Source organism: Streptomyces sp. TLI_053 (genome assembly GCF_900105395.1).
Lineage (GTDB): Bacteria > Actinomycetota > Actinomycetes > Streptomycetales > Streptomycetaceae > Kitasatospora.
Window position 1 is genome coordinate 2,979,390 of the sequence record NZ_LT629775.1, and the last position, 18,224, is coordinate 2,997,613.

Consider the following 18,224-nt stretch of genomic DNA (forward strand, 5'->3'; position numbering starts at 1 on the left):
CGGCCCGCCGCCGGCGGGCCTCCGGGCCCCGGTTTCCGGTCGGGCGGCCGCGGGGGCGCTCCCGGGGCGCACGCCAGGCGCACCACCGGCGCACCATCCGGCGCTACCGTCACATCCGTCGCACCACCCGCCCGTCCGGGCCACCCGGAGGCGGCCCGGAGCCCTCGGCCGGGCCATCACCGGATCCCCACTTCGTGCCATCCGGAGCTGATCCTTCCGAGCCATCCTGACGGCCGCTCTCGCAATGCGCGGTATTTCCGCCGAAATGCGGCGCCACATCGCGCTGCGCCCGCGTGCTTCGCCCCTTTCGTCCGTCGTAAGCTGCTCGGACGCATCGCCGACAACATGAGCACGCGGAGGGCGTGGGAGGGTCAGGAACCTCTCGGTCCCCGATGCGCGACCGGACCTCCCCGTAGTGCCGCTCCTCCCACCCACCCAGAGGCTCGACCGAGCCCTCGCGGATGCTCCGGCAAGGCCCGCCACCACCCCACGGAGGGCCGGACGTCCCGGGGTGGCCCCGGTCCCGCGGTCCCGCTGGCTCTCCCTCGGATCGCCGATGCGTCGTGACCACATTGCGAACTGGAGATCACGTGGCCGGCCGTATCGAGGACTACGCACTCATCGGGGACATGCAGACCGCCGCCCTCGTCAGCAGGGACGGAGCGGTGGACTGGCTCTGCCTGCCCCGGTTCGACTCACCGGCGGTGTTCGCCGGCCTGCTCGGCACCGACGAACACGGCTTCTGGCGGATCGGCCCCGCCGAGGCGGTGGCCACCGCACTGCCGCACCCGGCCACCGCGCCCGCCGCCGAACCGGCCGTCCCACCGGCCGCCCGGCCGCGGATCGCCGACACCGGCGACCTGAGGGTCCCGCCGCCCACCGCGGCCGCCCCCGCCGTGCCCGCCGACCGCCGCCGCTACCGGGGCGACTCGCTGATCCTGGAACAGGAGTGGGACGCCCAGGGCGGCACCGTCCGGGTCATCGACTTCATGCCGCCCCGCCCGCTGGCCGGGAAGGACGCCGTGCCGCAGGTGATCCGGATCGTCGAGGGCGTGGCCGGCACCGTGCGGATGCGCTCCGCACTGCGGATGCGCTTCAGCTACGGCCGGGTCGTGCCCTGGGTGCACCGGGTGGAGCAGCCCGACGGCGGCCACCGCACCGTCGCCGTGGCCGGGCCGGACTCGGTCTGGCTGGACGGCGAGGCCGACACCTACGGGCGCAACCTCACCACCTACGCCGACTTCACCGTCCGGGCCGGCGAGCGGATCGCCTTCGCGCTCACCTGGCAGGCCTCCCACCTCGAGCAGCCGACCCCGCCGGACGCCGAGGCACTGCTCGAGGCCACCGCCGACTTCTGGCACGAGTGGGTCGGCCAGTGCACCTACCAGGGGCCCTACCGGGAGGCCGTGGTCCGCTCGCTGATCACCCTCAAGGGCCTCACCTACGCCCCCACCGGCGGGATCGTGGCCGCCCCCACCACGTCGCTGCCCGAGGACATCGGCGGCGAGCGCAACTGGGACTACCGCTACACCTGGCTCAGGGACGCCGCGATCACCCTCTCCTCGCTGCTCCGCACCGGCTACCGCGACGAGGCCAAGGCCTGGCGCGAGTGGCTGCTGCGCGCCGTCGCGGGGGACCCGGAGAACCTCCAGATCATGTACGGCATCGCCGGCGAGCGCGAGCTCACCGAGTCCTCGCTGGACTGGCTGCCCGGCTACGAGGGCTCGCAGCCGGTGCGGGTCGGCAACGGCGCGGCCGGCCAGCTCCAGCTGGACGTCTACGGCGAGGTCGTCGAGGCGCTGCACCTGGCCCACATGACCGGCCTGGTCCGCAACGACCACGCGCACCACCTCCAGCTGCGGCTGATCGAGTACCTGGAGGACCACTGGACCGAGCCGGACGAGGGCATCTGGGAGGTGCGCGGACCGCGCCGGCACTTCGTCCACTCCAAGGTGATGGCCTGGGTGGCGGTGGACCGCACCATCAAGCTGCTGGAGCAGACCCCCGAGGACGCCCCGGCCGGCGGCCAGCTGGAGCGCTGGCGGGAGCTGCGCGACACCATCCACCGGGACGTCTGCGAGCGGGGCTACGACCCCGGCCGCAACACCTTCACCCAGTACTACGGCGGCAAGGAGCTGGACGCCTCGCTGCTGCTCATCCCGCAGGTCGGCTTCCTGCCGCCGGACGACAAGCGGGTGATCGGCACCATCGAGGCGATCCAGCGCGAACTGTCCACCGAGGACGGCTTCGTGCTCCGCTACCCGACCCACGACGAGTCCGGCAACAACGTCGACGGCCTCTCCGGCCACGAGGGCGCCTTCCTGGCCTGCTCGTTCTGGCTGGCCGACGACCTCGCCATGATCGGCCGGGTGCAGGAGGCGCGGGAGCTGTTCGACCGGCTGCTGTCGCTGCGCAACGACCTCGGGCTGCTCGCCGAGGAGTGGGACCCGCGGCTCAAGCGCCAGGTGGGCAACTTCCCGCAGGCCTTCAGCCACGTCCCGCTGATCGACACCGCGCTGCGGCTCACCGCCTGCGGCGGCGCCTACCTGTCGGCCCAGCCGGACGGCCCGGCCGCCGACCGGGCCGGCGAGCAGGCCACCGTCTGACCCGCCGCCACCGTCGCGCTCACGCGTCGCGCTGCACCAGCTCGTCGTAGGTGCTGAGCACCTGGGCGACGGTGGCGGCCTCGTCCGGCCAGGTCTCCGCCTGCTGCCGGCCGGCCGCCACCAGGCGCCGGCGGCGCTCCGGGTCGGCCAGCAGCTCCCGCACCGCCCGGCCGAGCGCCGCCGCGTCGCCGGGCGGCACCAGTACGGCGGCGTCACCGACCAGCTCGGGGATGCCGCCGACGGCGGTGGCGACCACCGGCACACCGGCCCGCATCGCCTCCTGCACCACCAGCGAGCGGGCCTCCCAGCGGCTGGAGAGCACCAGCAGGTCGGCGGCGGCCAGCAGGTCGGACACGTCGGTGCGGTAACCGAGCAGCCGCACCGGCAGCTTCTCGGCGGCCACCCGCTCCCGCAGCCCGGCGGCCTCCGGGCCGTCCCCGGCCAGCAGCAGCAGTGGTTCGGGCGTCAGCGCGGCCAGGTCGCGGGCCGCATCCAGCAGCAGTCCGAAGGCCTTCTGCGGGACGAGCCGGCCCACCGCGAGGACCAGCGGGCGGTCCGCGCCGCCGTCCAGCAGCGCCGCCCTGGCGCCGTCCCGGGGCAGCCGCGCCTCGGGCATCGGCGGGGCCGCGACCGGGCCCAGCCGGGCGTCGGTGGCGCCGAGTTCGCGGGCGCGGGCCACCAGGTCGGAGGAGGCGCCGAGGACGAGGTCGGCGGCGCGGGCCACCCGGCGCTCCATCAGCCGCTGGAGGCGGCGCTCCATGCCGGTGGCGTCCAGCGCGTGGTGCGAGGTGACCACCAGCGGCGTCTCCGGGCGCAGGCCCGGGAAGCGGCCGGCGGTGCGCAGCGCCAGGTCGGACAGCAGCCCCGCGCGCAGGCCGTGGGCGTGCACCACGTCGGCGCCGGTGAAGGCCCGGCGCAGCTCGCCGATCGCGGTGGCGTCGCTGCGGGCGCCCGCGGTGGGGGTGATGTCGACCAGGTGGAACCGCGCACCGGTGCGCGAGAAACCGAACAGCGCGTCCGCGCCGGCGGGGGCGCACACCGTGACGGTCACTCCGTGTGCGACCAGGCCCTGCGCCAAGGAGCGCACGTGCGCACCGATGCCGCCGCTACTGGCGGCCAGGACGAGCACCACGTGCAGCTGCCCCGGTTCGGGGGTGGCCGCGGCTGCCCGGGCGGCGGAATGGTCCACGTCGTCTCGCATCCGACTCGATCAGCTACGCGCGCCCCGGGCGGGGGTTGCCCGCCGGCGGCGCTCGGGACAGGAAGGGCCAGTGTCCAGCCGCCACCATGCCAGGTCGGCGGCCCTCTTGGACAGTCGGCGCCCCCGGCGGGGCGCGTCGTGGCCGGTCCGCGAGGGCCGCCCGGGTTCAGCGGTGGCGGGGGGCGCGGGCCGCGGCGAGCAACTCCTCCGCGTGCGCCCGGCCGAGCTCGGAGTCCTCCAGGCCGGCCAGCATCCGGGAGAGCTCGCGGACCCGCTCCTCGTCACTCAGCACCTTGACGCCGCTGCGGGTCACGGTGCCGTCGTTGGTCTTCTCGACCACGAGGTGGCGGTCGGCGAAGGCCGCCACCTGCGGCAGGTGGGTGACCACGACGACCTGGGCGCTCTCGGCGAGCTTGGCGAGCCGGCGGCCGATCTCGACCGCCGCCTTGCCGCCGACGCCCGCGTCCACCTCGTCGAACAGGTAGGTGGGGACGGGGTCGGCGCCGGCGAAGACCACCTCGACGGCGAGCATCACCCGGGACAGCTCGCCGCCCGAGGCGCCCTTGGCGATCGGCCGGGGCTGGGCGCCGGGGTGCGGCGCCAGCAGCACCTCGACCTCGTCCACGCCGTGCGGCCCGTAGGCGACGGTCCGGCCCTCGATCTCGATCCCGGACAGGTCGTCGACCTGGCTGATCGCGAAGGTGACCCGGGCGTGCGGCATCGCCAGTTCGGCGAGTTCGGCGGAGACGGCGGCCGCGAAGCGCCCGGCGGCGGCCTGCCGGGCGGCCGACACCTCGGCCGCGAGTTCGGCCAGCTCGCCGCGGAGGGCGGTCTCCCGGGCGCCGAGCTCGTCGATCCGCTCGTCGTCGCCGTCGAGCTCGGCGAGCCGGGCGGAGCCCTCCTCGGCCCAGGCGATCACCTCGGCCAGCGAGTTCTCCGGGCCGCCGTACTTGCGCAGCAGCTGGGACAGCACGGCCCGGCGGTCCTCGACGGCGGCCAGGCGGACCGGGTCGGCGTCCAGGTCGTCGGCGTAGCCGGCCAGGTCGCCGGCCACGTCGGCGAGCAGGTAGCCGACCTCGTTGAGCCGGTCGGCGAGGGCGGCGAGCCGCTCGTCGTGGTGGCGGACGGCGTCCAGCGCGCGGCGGGACTGGGCGAGCAGGGTGCCGGCGTCCAGTGCCTCCGGGTCGGCCGGGTCGCCGGCCAGGGCGGCGTGGGCGAGGGTCGCGGCGGAGGAGAGCGCGTCGGCGTGGCCGAGCCGCTCGGCCTCTGCGGACAGCCCCTCGTCCTCGCCGGCCACCGGTTCGGCGGCGGCGACCTCGTCGAGGCCGAACCGCAGCAGGTCGGCCTCCTGGGCCCGCTCACGGGCCCGGGTGGTCAGCTCCTCCAGCGTCGAGGAGACCTCGCGCAGCCGGCGGTACACCTCGCGGTAGCGGGCCAGCGGCTCGGCCACCGACTCGCCCGCGTACCGGTCCAGCGCGCCGCGCTGGCGGGCCGGGCGCAGCAGCCGCTGCTGGTCGGTCTGGCCGTGCACGGCGACGAGGTCCTCGCCGAGCTCGGTGAGCAGGCCGACCGGGACGGACCGGCCGCCGACGTGGGCGCGGGAGCGGCCCTCGGCGGAGACGGTCCGGCTGATCAGCAGCGCGCCGTCGTCGAGCTCGGCGCCGGCCTCGGCGGCGCGGGCGGCCACCGGCGAGCCGGGCGGCAGTTGCAGGCGCCCCTCGACGACCGCGCGCTCGCTGCCGTTGCGCACCAGGCCCGGGTCGGCCCGGCCGCCGAGCAGCAGGCCGAGGCTGGTCACCACCATGGTCTTGCCGGCTCCGGTCTCCCCGGTCACCGCTGTGAAGCCGGGGGCCAGTTCGACGACCGCGTCGTCGATGACCCCGAGATCCCGTATCCGCATCTCGTCCAACACGGAGACGACCTTACGAGGTTCCGCACCCGCCGCGCGACGAGCGGCAACGACGCGCGGCAACTCCGTGCCCCCGAGTTCATCCGTTCCGGGCGTTTCCGGACCCGCCCCGCCGGGTGCCGGGGCGTTCCTCCGTGCCCGGCCCACCGACGGACCCGCCCGGGGAGATCCGGACGACCGGGTGCCCGGAAAGGCCACTACCCGGCCGCTCCGGCCCTGTCGGAACGGCCGACCCGGCCGACCCGGCCGACCCGCCCGGCCTGCTCGGCGGTGGGCACGGTGAACCAGGGCAGGAAGAACTGCGCGAGCGGGCCGATCGCCAGCGCGTACGCGACGGTGCCGATCCCGGCCGTCCCGCCGAGCAGGACGCCCACCGCCAGCACGACCAGCTCGATCCCGGTACGGATCAGCCGCAGCGAGCCCCCGGTACGGCGGTGCAGTCCGGTCATCAGCCCGTCCCGCGGCCCCGGGCCCAGCCGGGCGCCGATGTAGAGCCCGGTGGCCAGACCGTTGAGCACGATCGCGGCGACCATCAGCGTGATCCGGACCGGGAGCGCCCCGGGTGTGCCGACGAAGCGGAGAGTGAGGTCCATCGCGGCGCCGATCAGCAGCACATTGGCGACCGTGCCGACCCCGGGCAGCTGGCGCAGCGGGATCCACAGCAGCAGCACCAGGGCGCCGCAGATCGTGACCCAGGCTCCCACCGAGAGGCCGAAGCTGCCCTGGAGGCCCTGGTGGAACACGTCCCAGGGGTCGAGACCGAGGCCGGAGCGGAGCATCAGGCCCATGCTGCCGCCGTAGAGGGCGAGGCCGACCACCAGCTGCGGCAGGCGGCGGCCCAGCGCGTGGGTGTCGCCCATCACCCGCAGCAGCGGGCCGGGACGGGCGACCGCACCGGCGGTACCAGGGGCACCGGCGGCGGGGGACGGCGACGCAGGCCCGGACGGGCGCTCGGACGGGCGCTCGGACGGCGACGGGGAGGGGGAGGGGGACGGGAGGGCGCTCGTGGTGGCCATGGAATCTCCGGACAGGTGGTGCTGCACCGCCGGCGGACCGGCCCGACGGTGGCGGACTCGACGGCCGCCCTGCCATGATGGCCAAGCCAATACGGCCCACGACAGGGCCAATCACGAGTAAGTGGACTGATCACCTTGGCCGACTGGCAGACCACCGTCGCTCCCCCGGCGCTCGCCCGGCTGCTCGCCACCGCGCGGCTGCCCGAACCGCCCGGCGCCGCCCGCCGCCCGGCCTACCGCGCCCTAGCCGCCCGGATCCGGCTACTGGTCTCCGAGGGCCGGCTGCCGGTCGGCGCCCGACTGCCCGCCGAACGCGAACTCGCCCTGGCCCTGGGACTCAGCCGCACCACCGTCGCCACCGCCTACGAGGCCCTGCGGGACGAGGGGTACCTGCGCAGCCGACGCGGCGCCGGCAGCTGGACCGCCCTGCCCGAGGGCTCCGCCCCGCCCAGCGACGCCCTGCACCCCGTCCCGCCGGACGAGCAGGGCGACATCCTGGACCTCGGCGTCGCCGCGCTGCCCGCCCCCCAGCCCTTCCTCTCCGCGGCCGCCGCCCGCGCCGTCGAACAACTGCCCGCCTACGCCGCCGGGCACGGCCACTACCCGACCGGGGTCCCGGTGCTGCGCGAGGCCGTGGCCCGCCGCTTCACCGAACGCGGCCTGCCGACCACCCCGGAGCAGATCCTGATCACCATCGGCGCGATGGGCGCCCTGCACCTGGTCCGGCAGGCCCTGCTCGGCCGGGGCGACCGGGTCGCCGTCGAGGCCCCCAGCTACGCCCACACCCTCCAGGCGCTGCGGCTCAGCGAGGCCCGGCCGGTCCCCGTGCCCCTCCTCGACGCGCGCCCGGGGCCGGACCGCGGCGAGGGCCCGCGCTGGGACCTCTCCGAGTGGCGGCGGGTACTGGGCGGGGCCGCGCCGAAGGCCGCCTACGTGATCCCCGACTTCCACAACCCCACCGGCGCGCTGATCGACGAGGAGCAGCGGCGCGAACTGCTCGCCGCCGCCCGGTCCGCCGGCGCCGTGGTCCTGGTCGACGAGACCACCGCCGAACTCGGCTGGGGCCTGCCCGAGGGCGCGGCGCTCCCCCGCCCGACCGCCGCGCTGGACCGCGCCGCCCAGGTGGTCACGGTCGGCTCGGCCGGCAAGCTGCTCTGGGGCGGTCTGCGGATCGGCTGGGTGCGCGCCGCCCCCGCGCTGGTCCGCCGGCTGGCCACCACCCGGGTCTACAGCGACGTCGGCGCCCCCGTGCTGGACCAGCTGATCGCCGCCGAACTGCTGGCCGAGGACCTGCCCGCGGTCCGCGCGCACCAGCTGACCCGGCTGCGGGACACCGCCGAGGCGTTCGGCACCGCCCTGCGCGAACAGCTGCCGCACTGGCGCTTCACCGTGCCGCCGGGCGGCCTGTCGTTCTGGGTCGCCACCGGCGGGGTCTCGGGCACGGCGCTGGCCCGGGCGGGCGAGCGCTCCGGGGTCCGGCTCGCGGCCGGCAACCGGTTCGGCTCCGACGGCGCGTTCGAGCACCACGTCCGGATCCCGCTCACCGTGCCCGCCCCGGCCGTGCCGGCCGCGGTCCGCCGGCTGGCGGCGACCGCCGCCCGCGCCGAGGACGACGGCGGGTGGCGGGGCACCGACGACAACCAGCCGCTCGCGGTCTGACGGTGCGGCGGCGCCGACCGGCACCCGCACCCGGGCGGCGCCGCCGCAGCACGAACCTCAGGCGGTGTCCGCCCGGCCGCGCCAACCGGTCACCGGAAGCGCGAACTTGGCCACCAGCCGGTCGGTGAACGGCGCCCGGTGCAGTCTGGCCAGCCGCACCGGCGTCTGCCCCCGGCGCACCTCCACCCGCGCCCCGGCGGGCAGTTCGACCGAACGCCGGCCGTCGCACCACAGCACCCCGTGCGGGGTCTTCGGCTGCACCTCCACCGCCAGCACCGAGTCCGGCGAGGCCACCAGCGGCCGGGCGAACAGCGCGTGCGCGCTGATCGGCACCATCAGCAGGGCCTCCACCTCGGGCCAGACCACCGGCCCGCCGCCGGAGAACGCGTACGCCGTCGAGCCGGTCGGCGTGGCGCACACCACGCCGTCGCAACCGAAGTTGGAGACCGGACGGCCGTCCACCTCGGTCACCACCTCGAGCATCCGCTCCCGGGCCGCCTTCTCGATCGAGGCCTCGTTCAGCGCCCAGTCGTGGTGCACCTCGTCGCCGTTGGTCCGGACGATCACATCGAGGGTCATCCGCTCCTCGACCTCGTAGTCGGCGTCGACCACCCGCTCGACCACCACCGCCAGGTCGTCCCGCTCCGCCTCGGCCAGGAAACCGACCCGGCCCAGGTTGATGCCGAGCATCGGCAGCCCGTGCTCACGCGCCAGCTCCGCCCCGCGCAGCAGGGTCCCGTCCCCGCCGGCGACCAGGATCAGCTCGCAGCCGTCGGCCGCGCCCGGTCCCCCGGCCACCGTCTCCACCCCGTCCGGCAGGTCCAGGTCGACCGCCTCGGCAGCCAGCAGTCTGATCCGGATCCCCGCCTTCAGCAGGCCGTGCACCAGTCCCTCGACACTGCGCAGCGCCGCCTCGCGGCCCGTGTGCGCGATCAGGAAGACCGTACGTTCATCACTCATGCCCGCTGCCCTCTCCCTACGCCGGCCGGGTCGTCGTCGGCCCGGTACGGCCGCGCCACCCAGCATGACTGACCGGACGTCCGCAGAGCACCCTATCGGGGGCCCTCGGCGACGGCCCGGTCCGCCTCCGCGGGGTCCAGCCGCGGTGCGTCCCGGCGCATCCAGAGGAAGTACTCGACATTGCCCGACGGACCCGGCAGCGGGCTCGCGGTGACCGCCCGCACGCCCAGCCCGAGCTCCCACGCCTGCCCGGCCACCTGGCGCACCATCTCGGCGCGCAGCTGCGGGCTGCGCACCACACCGCCGCTGCCGAGGCGCTCCTTGCCGATCTCGAACTGCGGCTTGACCATCAGCACCAGGTCGGCGTCCGGGGCGGCGCAGCCGGCCAGCGCGGGCAGCACCAGGCCCAGCGAGATGAAGGAGAGGTCCCCCACCACCAGGTCGACCGGGGTGCCGCCGATCATCTCCGGGGTCAGCTCCCGGACGTTGGTGCGGTCCATCACGGTCACCCGGTCGTCGCTCTGCAGCGACCAGGCCAGCTGCCCGTAGCCGACGTCGACCGCCAGCACCCGGGCGGCGCCCGCCCGCAGCAGCACATCGGTGAACCCTCCGGTGGACGCGCCCGCGTCCAGCGCCCGGCGGCCCTCGACGACCAGGCCCTGCGGCACGAACGCCGCGAACGCCCCGGCGAGCTTGTGGCCGCCGCGCGACACGTAGTCGGGATCGTTGTCGTCCTTGGCCACCACGACCGCCGCCGAGGTCTCCACCTGGGTGGCCGGTTTGGTCGCGGTGGCCCCGCCGACGGTCACCCGGCCGGCCGCGATCAGCTCCGAGGCGTGCTCCCGCGACCGGGCCAGCTTGCGGCGGACCAGCTCCGCGTCGAGTCGGCGTCGTGCCACTGCCACTGGTGTTTCAGCTCCTACGGTGGTTCCCGCCCGCCCGGGTCAGTCCCGGTCGAGCGCGGCCAGCGTGTCGGCGAGCCGCTGATGGACATCTTCGTACACCGCGACGTGTGCGTCGGTCGGCACCCCGTCCAGCGCCGCCAGCCGGGCCAGCCCGGCGTCCACCGCCGGATGACCGGTCGGTGTGAGCTCGACACCGAGCGGCAGCGGTTCGCCGGGGGCGGGGACGGGGACGGGGACGGGGGTGCTCCGGCTCTCCGGTTCAGGCATCGGGCTTCTTCGTGGTGGCGGTCCGGCGGACGGTGGTCTTCCGGGTGGCGGTGCGCTTGGCGGGCGGCTGCTCCGCCCCGGCCTCGGCCGGCTTCTTCGCGGCCGTGCTCCTCTTCGCGGTCGAGGTCTTCTTGACGGCGGTCTTCTTGACGGCGGTCTTCTTCACCGCCGTCTTCTTGGCCGCCGCGTCCTTCGCGGCCGGTGCGGCCTGCTTCGCGGCGGCGGGCTTCCGCACCGCCGCCTTCTTCGCGGGAGCCTTCGCCGCGGCCTTCTTCGCGGCGGCCTCCGCCGCACCCGCCGCCCCGGTCGGCGGCACCGGCGGGTCGACCTCCACCGGCTCGTCCACCACTATCCGCTCGGCCTCCGCCGAACCCCGCGTCTCCTGCTCCCAGCCGTCCTCGAACAGGCCGCCGGCCCGGGGCGCGGGCGGCGGCCCGGCCTGCTCCGGCCGCGCCCCCTCCTCCTCGTCCTCGACCTCGCGCAGCTTGCTCTCCAGGTAGGCCAGCACCACACCCACCTTGGTCACCTGGTCCCCGACCTTCTCGAAGACCTTCTCGACCTCACCGCGCGCCACCCCGACGGCCAGGTCCACCCCGGCCCGCCCGGCGGTCACCGCCTCCTCGGCGAGGGTCTGCAACGACTGCGCCGACGGAGGGAACTGCCCGCCGAAACGGCGCTCCACCTCCGTGACGTCGATGCCGCCCTTCTCCAGCAGACCGGCCGCCGTTCCGACGACCCGCTTGCCGACCTCCTCCACCAGTACGGCCGCGGCCGCCACCGCTCCTCGTACCGTCCTCGGCAGCATCCGGGTGCCTCCCATTCGCCTGCGCGCATCGCTCCGTCGCCACGGGGCCCGGACGGATCCGGGCATCCCACCGACGACGCTACCGCCAAAACCCTCCTGCGGTACCGTGGCCCGGCAGTCGGCCGTCACCGGACCCCGCGACCCGCCGGGGCGGGGCGGCCGGTCCGAGGAGGGAACCCACCGCCATGGCCAACGCCGAGGAGTGCCGCGAGGCGCTGGAGCAGCTCAGCCACAACCTCGCCAAGGCCACCGGCGACGTCCGCACGGCGGCCGGCCTCGACCGCTCGCTCAGCTGCCGGATCACCGACCTCGACCTGACCTTCACCGGGCAGCTGCGCTCCGGGAGCATCCACGACGTCGAGCAGCACCCCGGCAGCCCGACCGGCAAGGCGGACATCCGGCTCACCATGAGCAGCGACGACCTGCTCGCTCTGGTCGGCGGCCGGCTCAACTTCGCCTCGGCCTGGGTCGGCGGCCGGGTCAAGCTGGAGGCGGGCTTCCGCGACCTGCTGCGGCTGCGCACCCTGCTCTGACCCGGCCCCCGAGCCGCCCCGAGCCGCCCCCGACCGGCCGGTGCCGACCACCGACCGCTCACCCACCGGCCGGCACCGACCACCGGGCGGCCGTCGGCACCGGCCCCGGGCTCAGAACCCCAGCTCGGCCAGCGCCTTCCGGCCGTCCACCGGCTCGCCGTCCGCGTCCAGCGCCGTCCAGGCCGCCGCGCACAGCGCCCGCAGACCGTCCCAGCGGTCCGCCCCGACACCCTCCAGCCGCAGCACGCCGTCCCGCGCCACCGCGACGAAGCCGCCGCAGCCGAACCCGCCGTCCTCCGCCGCCGTGACCGGCGCGTGCGCGGTCAGCAGCCCCCGCAGGTCCGCCGACAGGTACGTCGGCCGGTGCTCGGCCGGTGCCGCCAGCAGCTGCGCCGCCGTCGTCACCCCGGTGAACACCAGCAGGCTGTCCACCCCGCCGTTGAACGCGCCCTCGATGTCGGTGTCCAGCCGGTCACCCACCACCAGCGGCCGCTTCGCGCCGGTCCGCAGCACCGTCTCGCGGTGCATCGGCGGCAGCGGCTTGCCCGCCACCTCCGGCTCCACCCCGGTCGCCGCCCGCACCGCCGCCACCAGCATCCCGTTGCCGGGCGCGATCCCGCGCGCGGTCGGCACCGTCACATCGGTGTTGGACGCCACCCACGGCAGCCCGGACTGCACCGCGTAGGACGCCTCCGCCAGGTGCGTCCACCCCACCGAGGCGTCGAAGCCCTGGACCACCGCCAGCGGCTCCTCGGCCAGCGTCCGGACGGCCACCAGACCGCGCTCGGCCAGCGCCTCCTCCAGGCCGAGCCCGCCGACCACCAGCACCTTCGCACCGGCCGGCAGCTTCTCGGCGAGCACCCGGGCGGCGGCCTGGGCGGAGTTGATCACGTCCGCCGCCTCGGCCGGCACCCCCAGCTCGGTCAGGTGCCCGGCGACCACCCGGGGCGGCCGGGAGGCGTTGTTGGTCACGTACGCCAGCCGCATCCCGGCGGCGCGGGCCGCGTCGAGCGACTCCACGGCGTACTCGATCGCGTCCGGACCGGCGTACACCACGCCGTCGAGGTCCAGCAGTGCCGTGTCGTACGCCTCGGTCAGCGGCTGCTCGCTGCCGCCCGGGGCGGTCCGTCGCACGGTGGTGGCCGTTTCGGTCATGCCTGCTCTACCTCACTCATCGCGTCAGTCGTACTCGTCCGTCGGGAGTCCCGGCGGTGGCCGGGACCGCGGCCGGCGGGCGGCGCACCGGCTCAGCCGTCCCGCCGGTCCCGATCACCGGTCGGCTCCGGCCCCGCCGTGGTTCCCGGGCCCGCCGTGCTTCCCGGAGCCGGCCCCTCCGCCCCGGCCGGCGGCTCCAGGTAACCCGGCGCCCCCGGCAGCAGCGGACCGAACGCCCCGGCCCGGGCCGCCAGCGTCGCGCGGGTCTGCCGCAGTGCGGCCCGGTAGTGGTCGTTCTCCGGCCGCATCGCCACGGCCAGCGCCAGATGCTCGGCGGAGGTCTCGAAATCACCCAGCCGGGCCGCCGCCACACCCCACCCGAACTGAGCGTAGTCGTCCGACGGATCGGCCAGCGCCACGGTCCGGAAGTTCTCCAGCGCCGCCGCGTACGACCCCGCGTCGAACTGCGCCCGGGCCAGCGCCTCCCGGATGCTGCGCGAGTCCGGCTCGGCCGCGGCCGCCCGGGCCAGCAGTTGCTCCGCCGCCGCCGGGTTCCCCTGCGCGAGCAGCCGAGCACCCCGGCGGAACCACTCGTAGACGTCGCCCTCCGGCTCACCGGACCGCTGCTGCTGCCCGGACGGAGCCGTCCCGCCGCCGCCCGGGTCCCCACCCCCACCAGCGCCGTCGTCCACCCGCTCGTCGCGCTCCTCCACCCCGAACCTCGCCCTCGGTCACGACACCCGGCCACCGGACCGGCACGGGTGTTCCGATCTCTGAACAACGCGTACCCGATTACGATGCCCAGAATGAGCACACCCAGTGCAGAAAGCGGAGTGGAGTCTCCGCAGGGCGGCCCCGGCAATCCCGGCCACGTCGCCACCGCAGGCCTGTCCCTGTCCCCCTTCCGCGGCCTCCGCTACGACCCCGACCGGGTCGGCGCGCTGGCCGCCGTCACCTCACCGCCGTACGACGTCGTCGACCCCGGCCGACGGCTCGACCTGGAGACCGCCGACCCGCACAACGTGGTCCGGCTGATCCTGCCGCGCCCCGAACCCGAGGACACCGGCGACCGCCCCGACCGCGACACCCGCTACCGGCACGCCGCCAGGCTGCTGCGCGAGTGGCAGCGCGAGGGCGTCCTGGCCGCCGACCCCGAGCCGGCCCTCTACGTGTACGAGCAGCGCGTCCCCGCCGCCGACGGCGGCGCGGAGGTCCTCCAGCGCGGACTCATCGGCGCCCTCGCCGTCAGCGGCAGCGAGGCCGGCGTGGTCCTCCCCCACGAGGACGTGATGCCCAGACCGGTCGCCGACCGGGTCGGCCTGATGCGCACCACCCGGGCCAACCTCGAACCGCTGCTGCTCACCTACCGGGGCAGCGGCGGGGCGTCCGCCGTGATCGAGCGCGCCGTCCGCACGGAGCCGCTGCTCACCACGACCACCACCGACGGCACCCACCACCGGCTGTGGGCGGTCACCGACCCGGCCGAGATCGCCGAGATCGGCCGCGACCTGGCCACCTGCCGCGCCCTGATCGCCGACGGTCACCACCGCTGGGAGATGTACCTGCGCCTCCAGCGCGAGCACCGGCACCTGCCCCGCAGCCCCTGGGACCGCGGCCTGGTCCTGCTGGTCGACACCGCCCGCTATCCGCTCCGGGTGCGGGCCATCCACCGGGTGCTCTACCGGCTGCCGGTCGAGGAGGCCCTGGCCCGGCTCGGCGGCCAGTGGCAGGTCAAGGAGGTCCCCGGTCCGCTGGACGCCGCGCTGCAGGCACTCGCCGAGCAGAAGCGGCACGGCGGCAGCGGCTTCCTGCTCACCGGCGGGGACGGCGTCTACCACCTCGTCACCGACCCCGACGAGGCGCTGCTCGACGCCACCGTGCCGCAGGACAAGCCCGAGGAGTGGCGCCACCTGGACGCCACCGTCCTGCACGCCACCCTGCTCGACCACACCTGGCGGGTCCCCGACGGCCCCGACGACATCGGCTACCTGCACACCGCGGCCTCCGCCGAGCGCGAAGCCGCCCGCAGCGGCGGCACGGCCGTCCTGCTGCACCCGGTCCGCGAGAGCGTGGTCCGCCGGCTCGCCGAACAGGGCGTCACCATGCCGCGCAAGTCCACCTCCTTCGGCCCGAAGCCGGCCACCGGTCTGGTGCTGCGAAACCTGGAACTGGGCTGACGCCGTAGCGACGCCCGACGCAGTGAGGCCCTGCCGCACCCCGGATCTCCCGGGGTGCGGCAGGGCCTCACTCGTGACGCGCCCCGACCGCCGGCGAGCGCCGGCGGTCGCGACCGTCGACTACTTGTCGTCGCGGGCGGCGGGACGCTCCGGCACCACGCCGTCGAACTCCTCGTCGATCTCGAGGTCGTCCTCGTCGTAGAACTCCTCGACGTCCTCCTCGTCCTCGAAGATGACCCGCTCGTCCGAGGCCTCGCCACCCTTGCGGGCGGCCGGCTCGGCGGCCTGCTCGGCCTCCTCCTCGGCGAGCTCCGGGTCGAGGGCGTCGATGAACTCCACACCGTCGATCTCGGCGAGACGCTCGGCGGCGTTGGTGGTGCCGTCGGTGTCGGCCTCGACGGCCTTGGCGAACCAGTCACGGGCCTCGTCGCCACGGCCGGCCGCGATCAGCGCCTCGGCGTAGGCGTAACGCAGGCGCGCGGTCCACGGGTGCACCGCGGACGAGGCCAGCTCGGAGCTCTGCAGGGTGACGACGGCAGCCTCGAACTGCTCCATGTCACCGCGCGCACCGGCCGCCACGAGACGCATCTCGACCTGGCCGGCCTTGTCCAGCTGCTTCACCTCGGGCTCGCCGGCCATCGCCAGCGCCTTCTCCGGGCGGCCCAGGCCACGCTCGCAGTCGGCCATCACCGGCCACAGGTCCGCGCGACCGGTCATCCGGCGGGCGGCGCGGAACTCGGTCAGCGCCTCCGAGTAGCGCTGGGTCACGTACGAGGCGAAACCGGCCGCCTCACGGACGGCGGCGACGCGGGAGGCCAGCCGGAGCGCGACGCGCGAGTACTGGTAGGCCTCCTCCGGCTCGTCGTCGAGCAGGCGGGCGACCATCACCAGGTTGCGGGCGACATCGTCCGCGAGCGTCTTGGGCAGGCTCTTGAGCTCCTGGCGCACATCCGCGTCGATCTCGAAGCCGGTGACGTCCTCGGGGATCGGCAGGCGCTTGACCGGCTCGTAGTTGCCCCGGCGGTCGTCCTGGTAGTCCCGGCCGCCGCCGCGCTCGTCGCGGCCACCGCGGTAGCCGCCGCGGTCGTCCCGGCCACGGCCGTAGCCGCCGCCCGAGGGACGGTCGCCGCGGTCGCCGCGGTCGTCGCGACGGAAGCCGCCACGGTCGCCGCCGCCGTAGGGGCGGTCACCACCGCGGTCGTCACGACGGAAACCACCACGGTCGCCGCCACGGTCGTCACGACCACCGCCGAAGCCACCACCGGACGGGCGGTCGCCGCGGTCGTCGCGGCGGAACCCACCCGGACGGTCGTCACGACGGAAACCGCCGCCGCCCGACGGACGGTCACCACGGTCGTCACGACGGAAGCCGCCACCGGCGGGACGGTCGCCGCGGTCGTCACGACGGAAGCCACCACCCGACGGACGGTCACCACCGCGGTCGTCGCGGCGGAAGCCGCCACGGTCCCCGCCACGGTCGTCACGACCGCCACCGAAGCCACCCGGGCGGTCGTCGCGGCGGAAGCCACCACCGGTCGGACGGTCACCACGGTCGTCACGGCGGAAGCCGCCGCGGTCGCCACCGCGATCGTCACGGCCGCCACCGAAGCCGCCGCCCGAGGGACGGTCGCCGCGGTCGTCACGGCGGAAGCCGCCACGGTCGCCGCCGCCGTAGGGGCGGTCACCACCGCGGTCGTCACGACGGAAACCACCACGGTCCCCGCCACGGTCGTCACGACCGCCACCGAAGCCACCACCCGAGGGACGGTCACCACGGTCGTCACGACGGAAGCCACCACCACCGGACGGGCGGTCACCACGGTCGTCGCGGCGGAATCCGCCCGGACGGTCGTCACGACGGAAACCGCCGCCGCCCGAGGGACGGTCACCACGGTCGTCACGACGGAAGCCGCCACGGTCGCCGCCACCGCTGTACGGACGGTCACCACCGCGGTCGTCACGACGGAAACCACCACGGTCCCCGCCACGGTCGTCACGACCACCGCCGAAGCCACCGCCCGAGGGACGGTCACCACGGTCGTCACGACGGAAGCCGCCCGGACGGTCGTCACGACGGAAACCGCCGCCGCCCGAGGGACGGTCACCACGGTCGTCACGACGGAAGCCGCCACGGTCGCCGCCACCGCTGTACGGACGGTCACCACCGCGGTCGTCGCGACGGAAACCACCACGGTCCCCGCCACGGTCGTCACGACCACCGCCGAAGCCACCACCGGACGGGCGGTCGCCGCGGTCGTCACGACGGAAGCCACCACCACCGGTCGGGCGGTCCCCGCCACGGTCGTCACGGCGGAAGCCACCGCGGTCGCCGCCGCCGTAGGGGCGGTCACCACCGCGGTCGTCGCGACGGAACCCGCCACGGTCGCCGCCACGGTCGTCACGGCCACCGCCGTAGCCGCCGCCGGCGGGACGGCCGCCACGGTCGCCGCCGCGGTCGTCGCGGCGCGGAGCACGGTCGTTGGACCAACCCCCGCGAGACCGGGGCTCGTAGCCGCGGCCGTCGTCCGATCGACGCTCGGGACGGTCCTGGGGCTGGTTCGCCATCGTGGTGACTCCTTCTGCTTCTTCATCTCCACCGCGCATCGGGCAGCACCACTGCCCTCTCGCGGTTCGGCGCCGGCCTCCTGGCCGTGCACCTTCTCCATTGTCCGACATCCAGGGACACCCCGCGTCCGGGCGGAAGTCCCTGGTCTGCCGTCGTACACACATGCGCGCAACGCAAAAAAGCCGCGGCCCCCAGCGAATCGCTGGGGGCCGCGGCTTTGAATGATTGTTCGGCGGCGTCCTACTCTCCCACAGGGTCCCCCCTGCAGTACCATCGGCGCTGTGAGGCTTAGCTTCCGGGTTCGGAATGTAACCGGGCGTTTCCCTCACGCTATGACCACCGAAACCCTATCGGGTATTCAGCGAAACACACTTTTCAGTTGATAAGTGGTTCTTGCCCTTTGGCGAGGCCAAATGATGGGCACTTCGCCGGCGATAGCTGTTCGCTACCCGGGAACCACACAGT

At 75.3% G+C, this 18,224-nt stretch carries 14 protein-coding genes and 1 rRNA gene; 4 read left to right on the forward strand and 11 right to left on the reverse strand.

All coding sequences use genetic code 11. The features are described from left to right. Window positions 1-590 precede the first annotated feature (590 nt). Entirely contained in the window at window positions 591-2,606 is a 2,016-nt protein-coding gene (locus BLU95_RS11570) for a glycoside hydrolase family 15 protein (RefSeq protein ID WP_093859953.1), read from the forward strand. 19 nt (window positions 2,607-2,625) lie between these two features. On the opposite strand, the gene BLU95_RS11575 is transcribed toward BLU95_RS11570, so the two are convergent. From BLU95_RS11575 to yczE, 3 genes are all read right to left on the reverse strand, one after another. Beyond that, window positions 2,626-3,807 (reverse strand): glycosyltransferase family 4 protein, encoded by a 1,182-nt coding sequence (locus BLU95_RS11575; RefSeq protein ID WP_173862033.1) that lies wholly within the window; start codon window positions 3,805-3,807, stop codon window positions 2,626-2,628. Between the two features lie 166 nt (window positions 3,808-3,973). Next, window positions 3,974-5,707, reverse strand: coding sequence for a DNA repair protein RecN (recN, locus tag BLU95_RS11580; protein WP_093864803.1), 1,734 nt, complete (start codon window positions 5,705-5,707; stop codon window positions 3,974-3,976). Between the two features lie 206 nt (window positions 5,708-5,913). Continuing rightward, window positions 5,914-6,576: a membrane protein YczE gene (gene yczE, locus BLU95_RS11585; RefSeq protein WP_231978739.1), complete on the reverse strand. Its 663-nt coding sequence runs from the start codon at window positions 6,574-6,576 to the stop codon at window positions 5,914-5,916. A 291-nt stretch (window positions 6,577-6,867) separates the two neighbouring features. On the opposite strand from yczE, the gene yczR reads away from it, so the two are divergent. Further along, window positions 6,868-8,391 carry a MocR-like transcription factor YczR gene (yczR, locus tag BLU95_RS11590; RefSeq protein ID WP_093859955.1) on the forward strand — a complete coding sequence of 508 codons (1,524 nt, stop codon included), beginning with the start codon at window positions 6,868-6,870 and terminating at the stop codon, window positions 8,389-8,391. Window positions 8,392-8,448: 57 nt separating this feature from the next. Here the strand turns inward: yczR and BLU95_RS11595 are convergent, their stop codons facing one another. From BLU95_RS11595 to BLU95_RS42235, 4 genes are all read right to left on the reverse strand, one after another. Further along, window positions 8,449-9,351 (reverse strand): NAD kinase, encoded by a 903-nt coding sequence (locus BLU95_RS11595; protein WP_093859956.1) that lies wholly within the window; start codon window positions 9,349-9,351, stop codon window positions 8,449-8,451. A gap of 92 nt (window positions 9,352-9,443) precedes the next feature. Further along, complete coding sequence (locus tag BLU95_RS11600; protein WP_093859957.1) at window positions 9,444-10,250, reverse strand: TlyA family RNA methyltransferase; 807 nt, start codon at window positions 10,248-10,250, stop codon at window positions 9,444-9,446. A gap of 45 nt (window positions 10,251-10,295) precedes the next feature. Continuing rightward, window positions 10,296-10,523, reverse strand: coding sequence for a hypothetical protein (locus BLU95_RS11605; protein WP_093859958.1), 228 nt, complete (start codon window positions 10,521-10,523; stop codon window positions 10,296-10,298). After that, window positions 10,516-11,328 (reverse strand): hypothetical protein, encoded by an 813-nt coding sequence (locus BLU95_RS42235; protein WP_159424862.1) that lies wholly within the window; start codon window positions 11,326-11,328, stop codon window positions 10,516-10,518. Before BLU95_RS42235 ends, BLU95_RS11605 begins: the two co-directional genes overlap by 8 nt. 185 nt (window positions 11,329-11,513) lie before the next feature. Between BLU95_RS42235 and BLU95_RS11615 the strand changes: the two genes are divergently transcribed. Next, complete coding sequence (locus BLU95_RS11615) at window positions 11,514-11,861, forward strand: SCP2 sterol-binding domain-containing protein (protein ID WP_093859960.1); 348 nt, start codon at window positions 11,514-11,516, stop codon at window positions 11,859-11,861. 111 nt (window positions 11,862-11,972) lie between these two features. Here BLU95_RS11615 and BLU95_RS11620 read toward each other — a convergent pair whose 3' ends face one another. Then, window positions 11,973-13,016 carry an HAD-IIA family hydrolase gene (locus BLU95_RS11620; RefSeq protein ID WP_093859961.1) on the reverse strand — a complete coding sequence of 348 codons (1,044 nt, stop codon included), beginning with the start codon at window positions 13,014-13,016 and terminating at the stop codon, window positions 11,973-11,975. A gap of 92 nt (window positions 13,017-13,108) precedes the next feature. After that, the gene (locus BLU95_RS11625) at window positions 13,109-13,729 is read right to left on the reverse strand and encodes a tetratricopeptide repeat protein (protein WP_231978525.1); all 621 of its coding nucleotides are present in this window, start codon (window positions 13,727-13,729) and stop codon (window positions 13,109-13,111) included. A 93-nt stretch (window positions 13,730-13,822) separates the two neighbouring features. On the opposite strand from BLU95_RS11625, the gene BLU95_RS11630 reads away from it, so the two are divergent. After that, a complete protein-coding gene (locus tag BLU95_RS11630) occupies window positions 13,823-15,193 on the forward strand; it encodes a DUF1015 family protein (RefSeq protein ID WP_093859962.1) in 1,371 nt (456 codons plus the stop codon). A 120-nt stretch (window positions 15,194-15,313) separates the two neighbouring features. On the opposite strand, the gene BLU95_RS11635 is transcribed toward BLU95_RS11630, so the two are convergent. Further along, window positions 15,314-16,186, reverse strand: coding sequence for a tetratricopeptide repeat protein (locus BLU95_RS11635; RefSeq protein ID WP_197698802.1), 873 nt, complete (start codon window positions 16,184-16,186; stop codon window positions 15,314-15,316). 1,800 nt (window positions 16,187-17,986) lie between these two features. Further along, window positions 17,987-18,103: ribosomal RNA gene (gene rrf / locus BLU95_RS11645) — 5S ribosomal RNA — on the reverse strand. Window positions 18,104-18,224 lie beyond the last annotated feature (121 nt).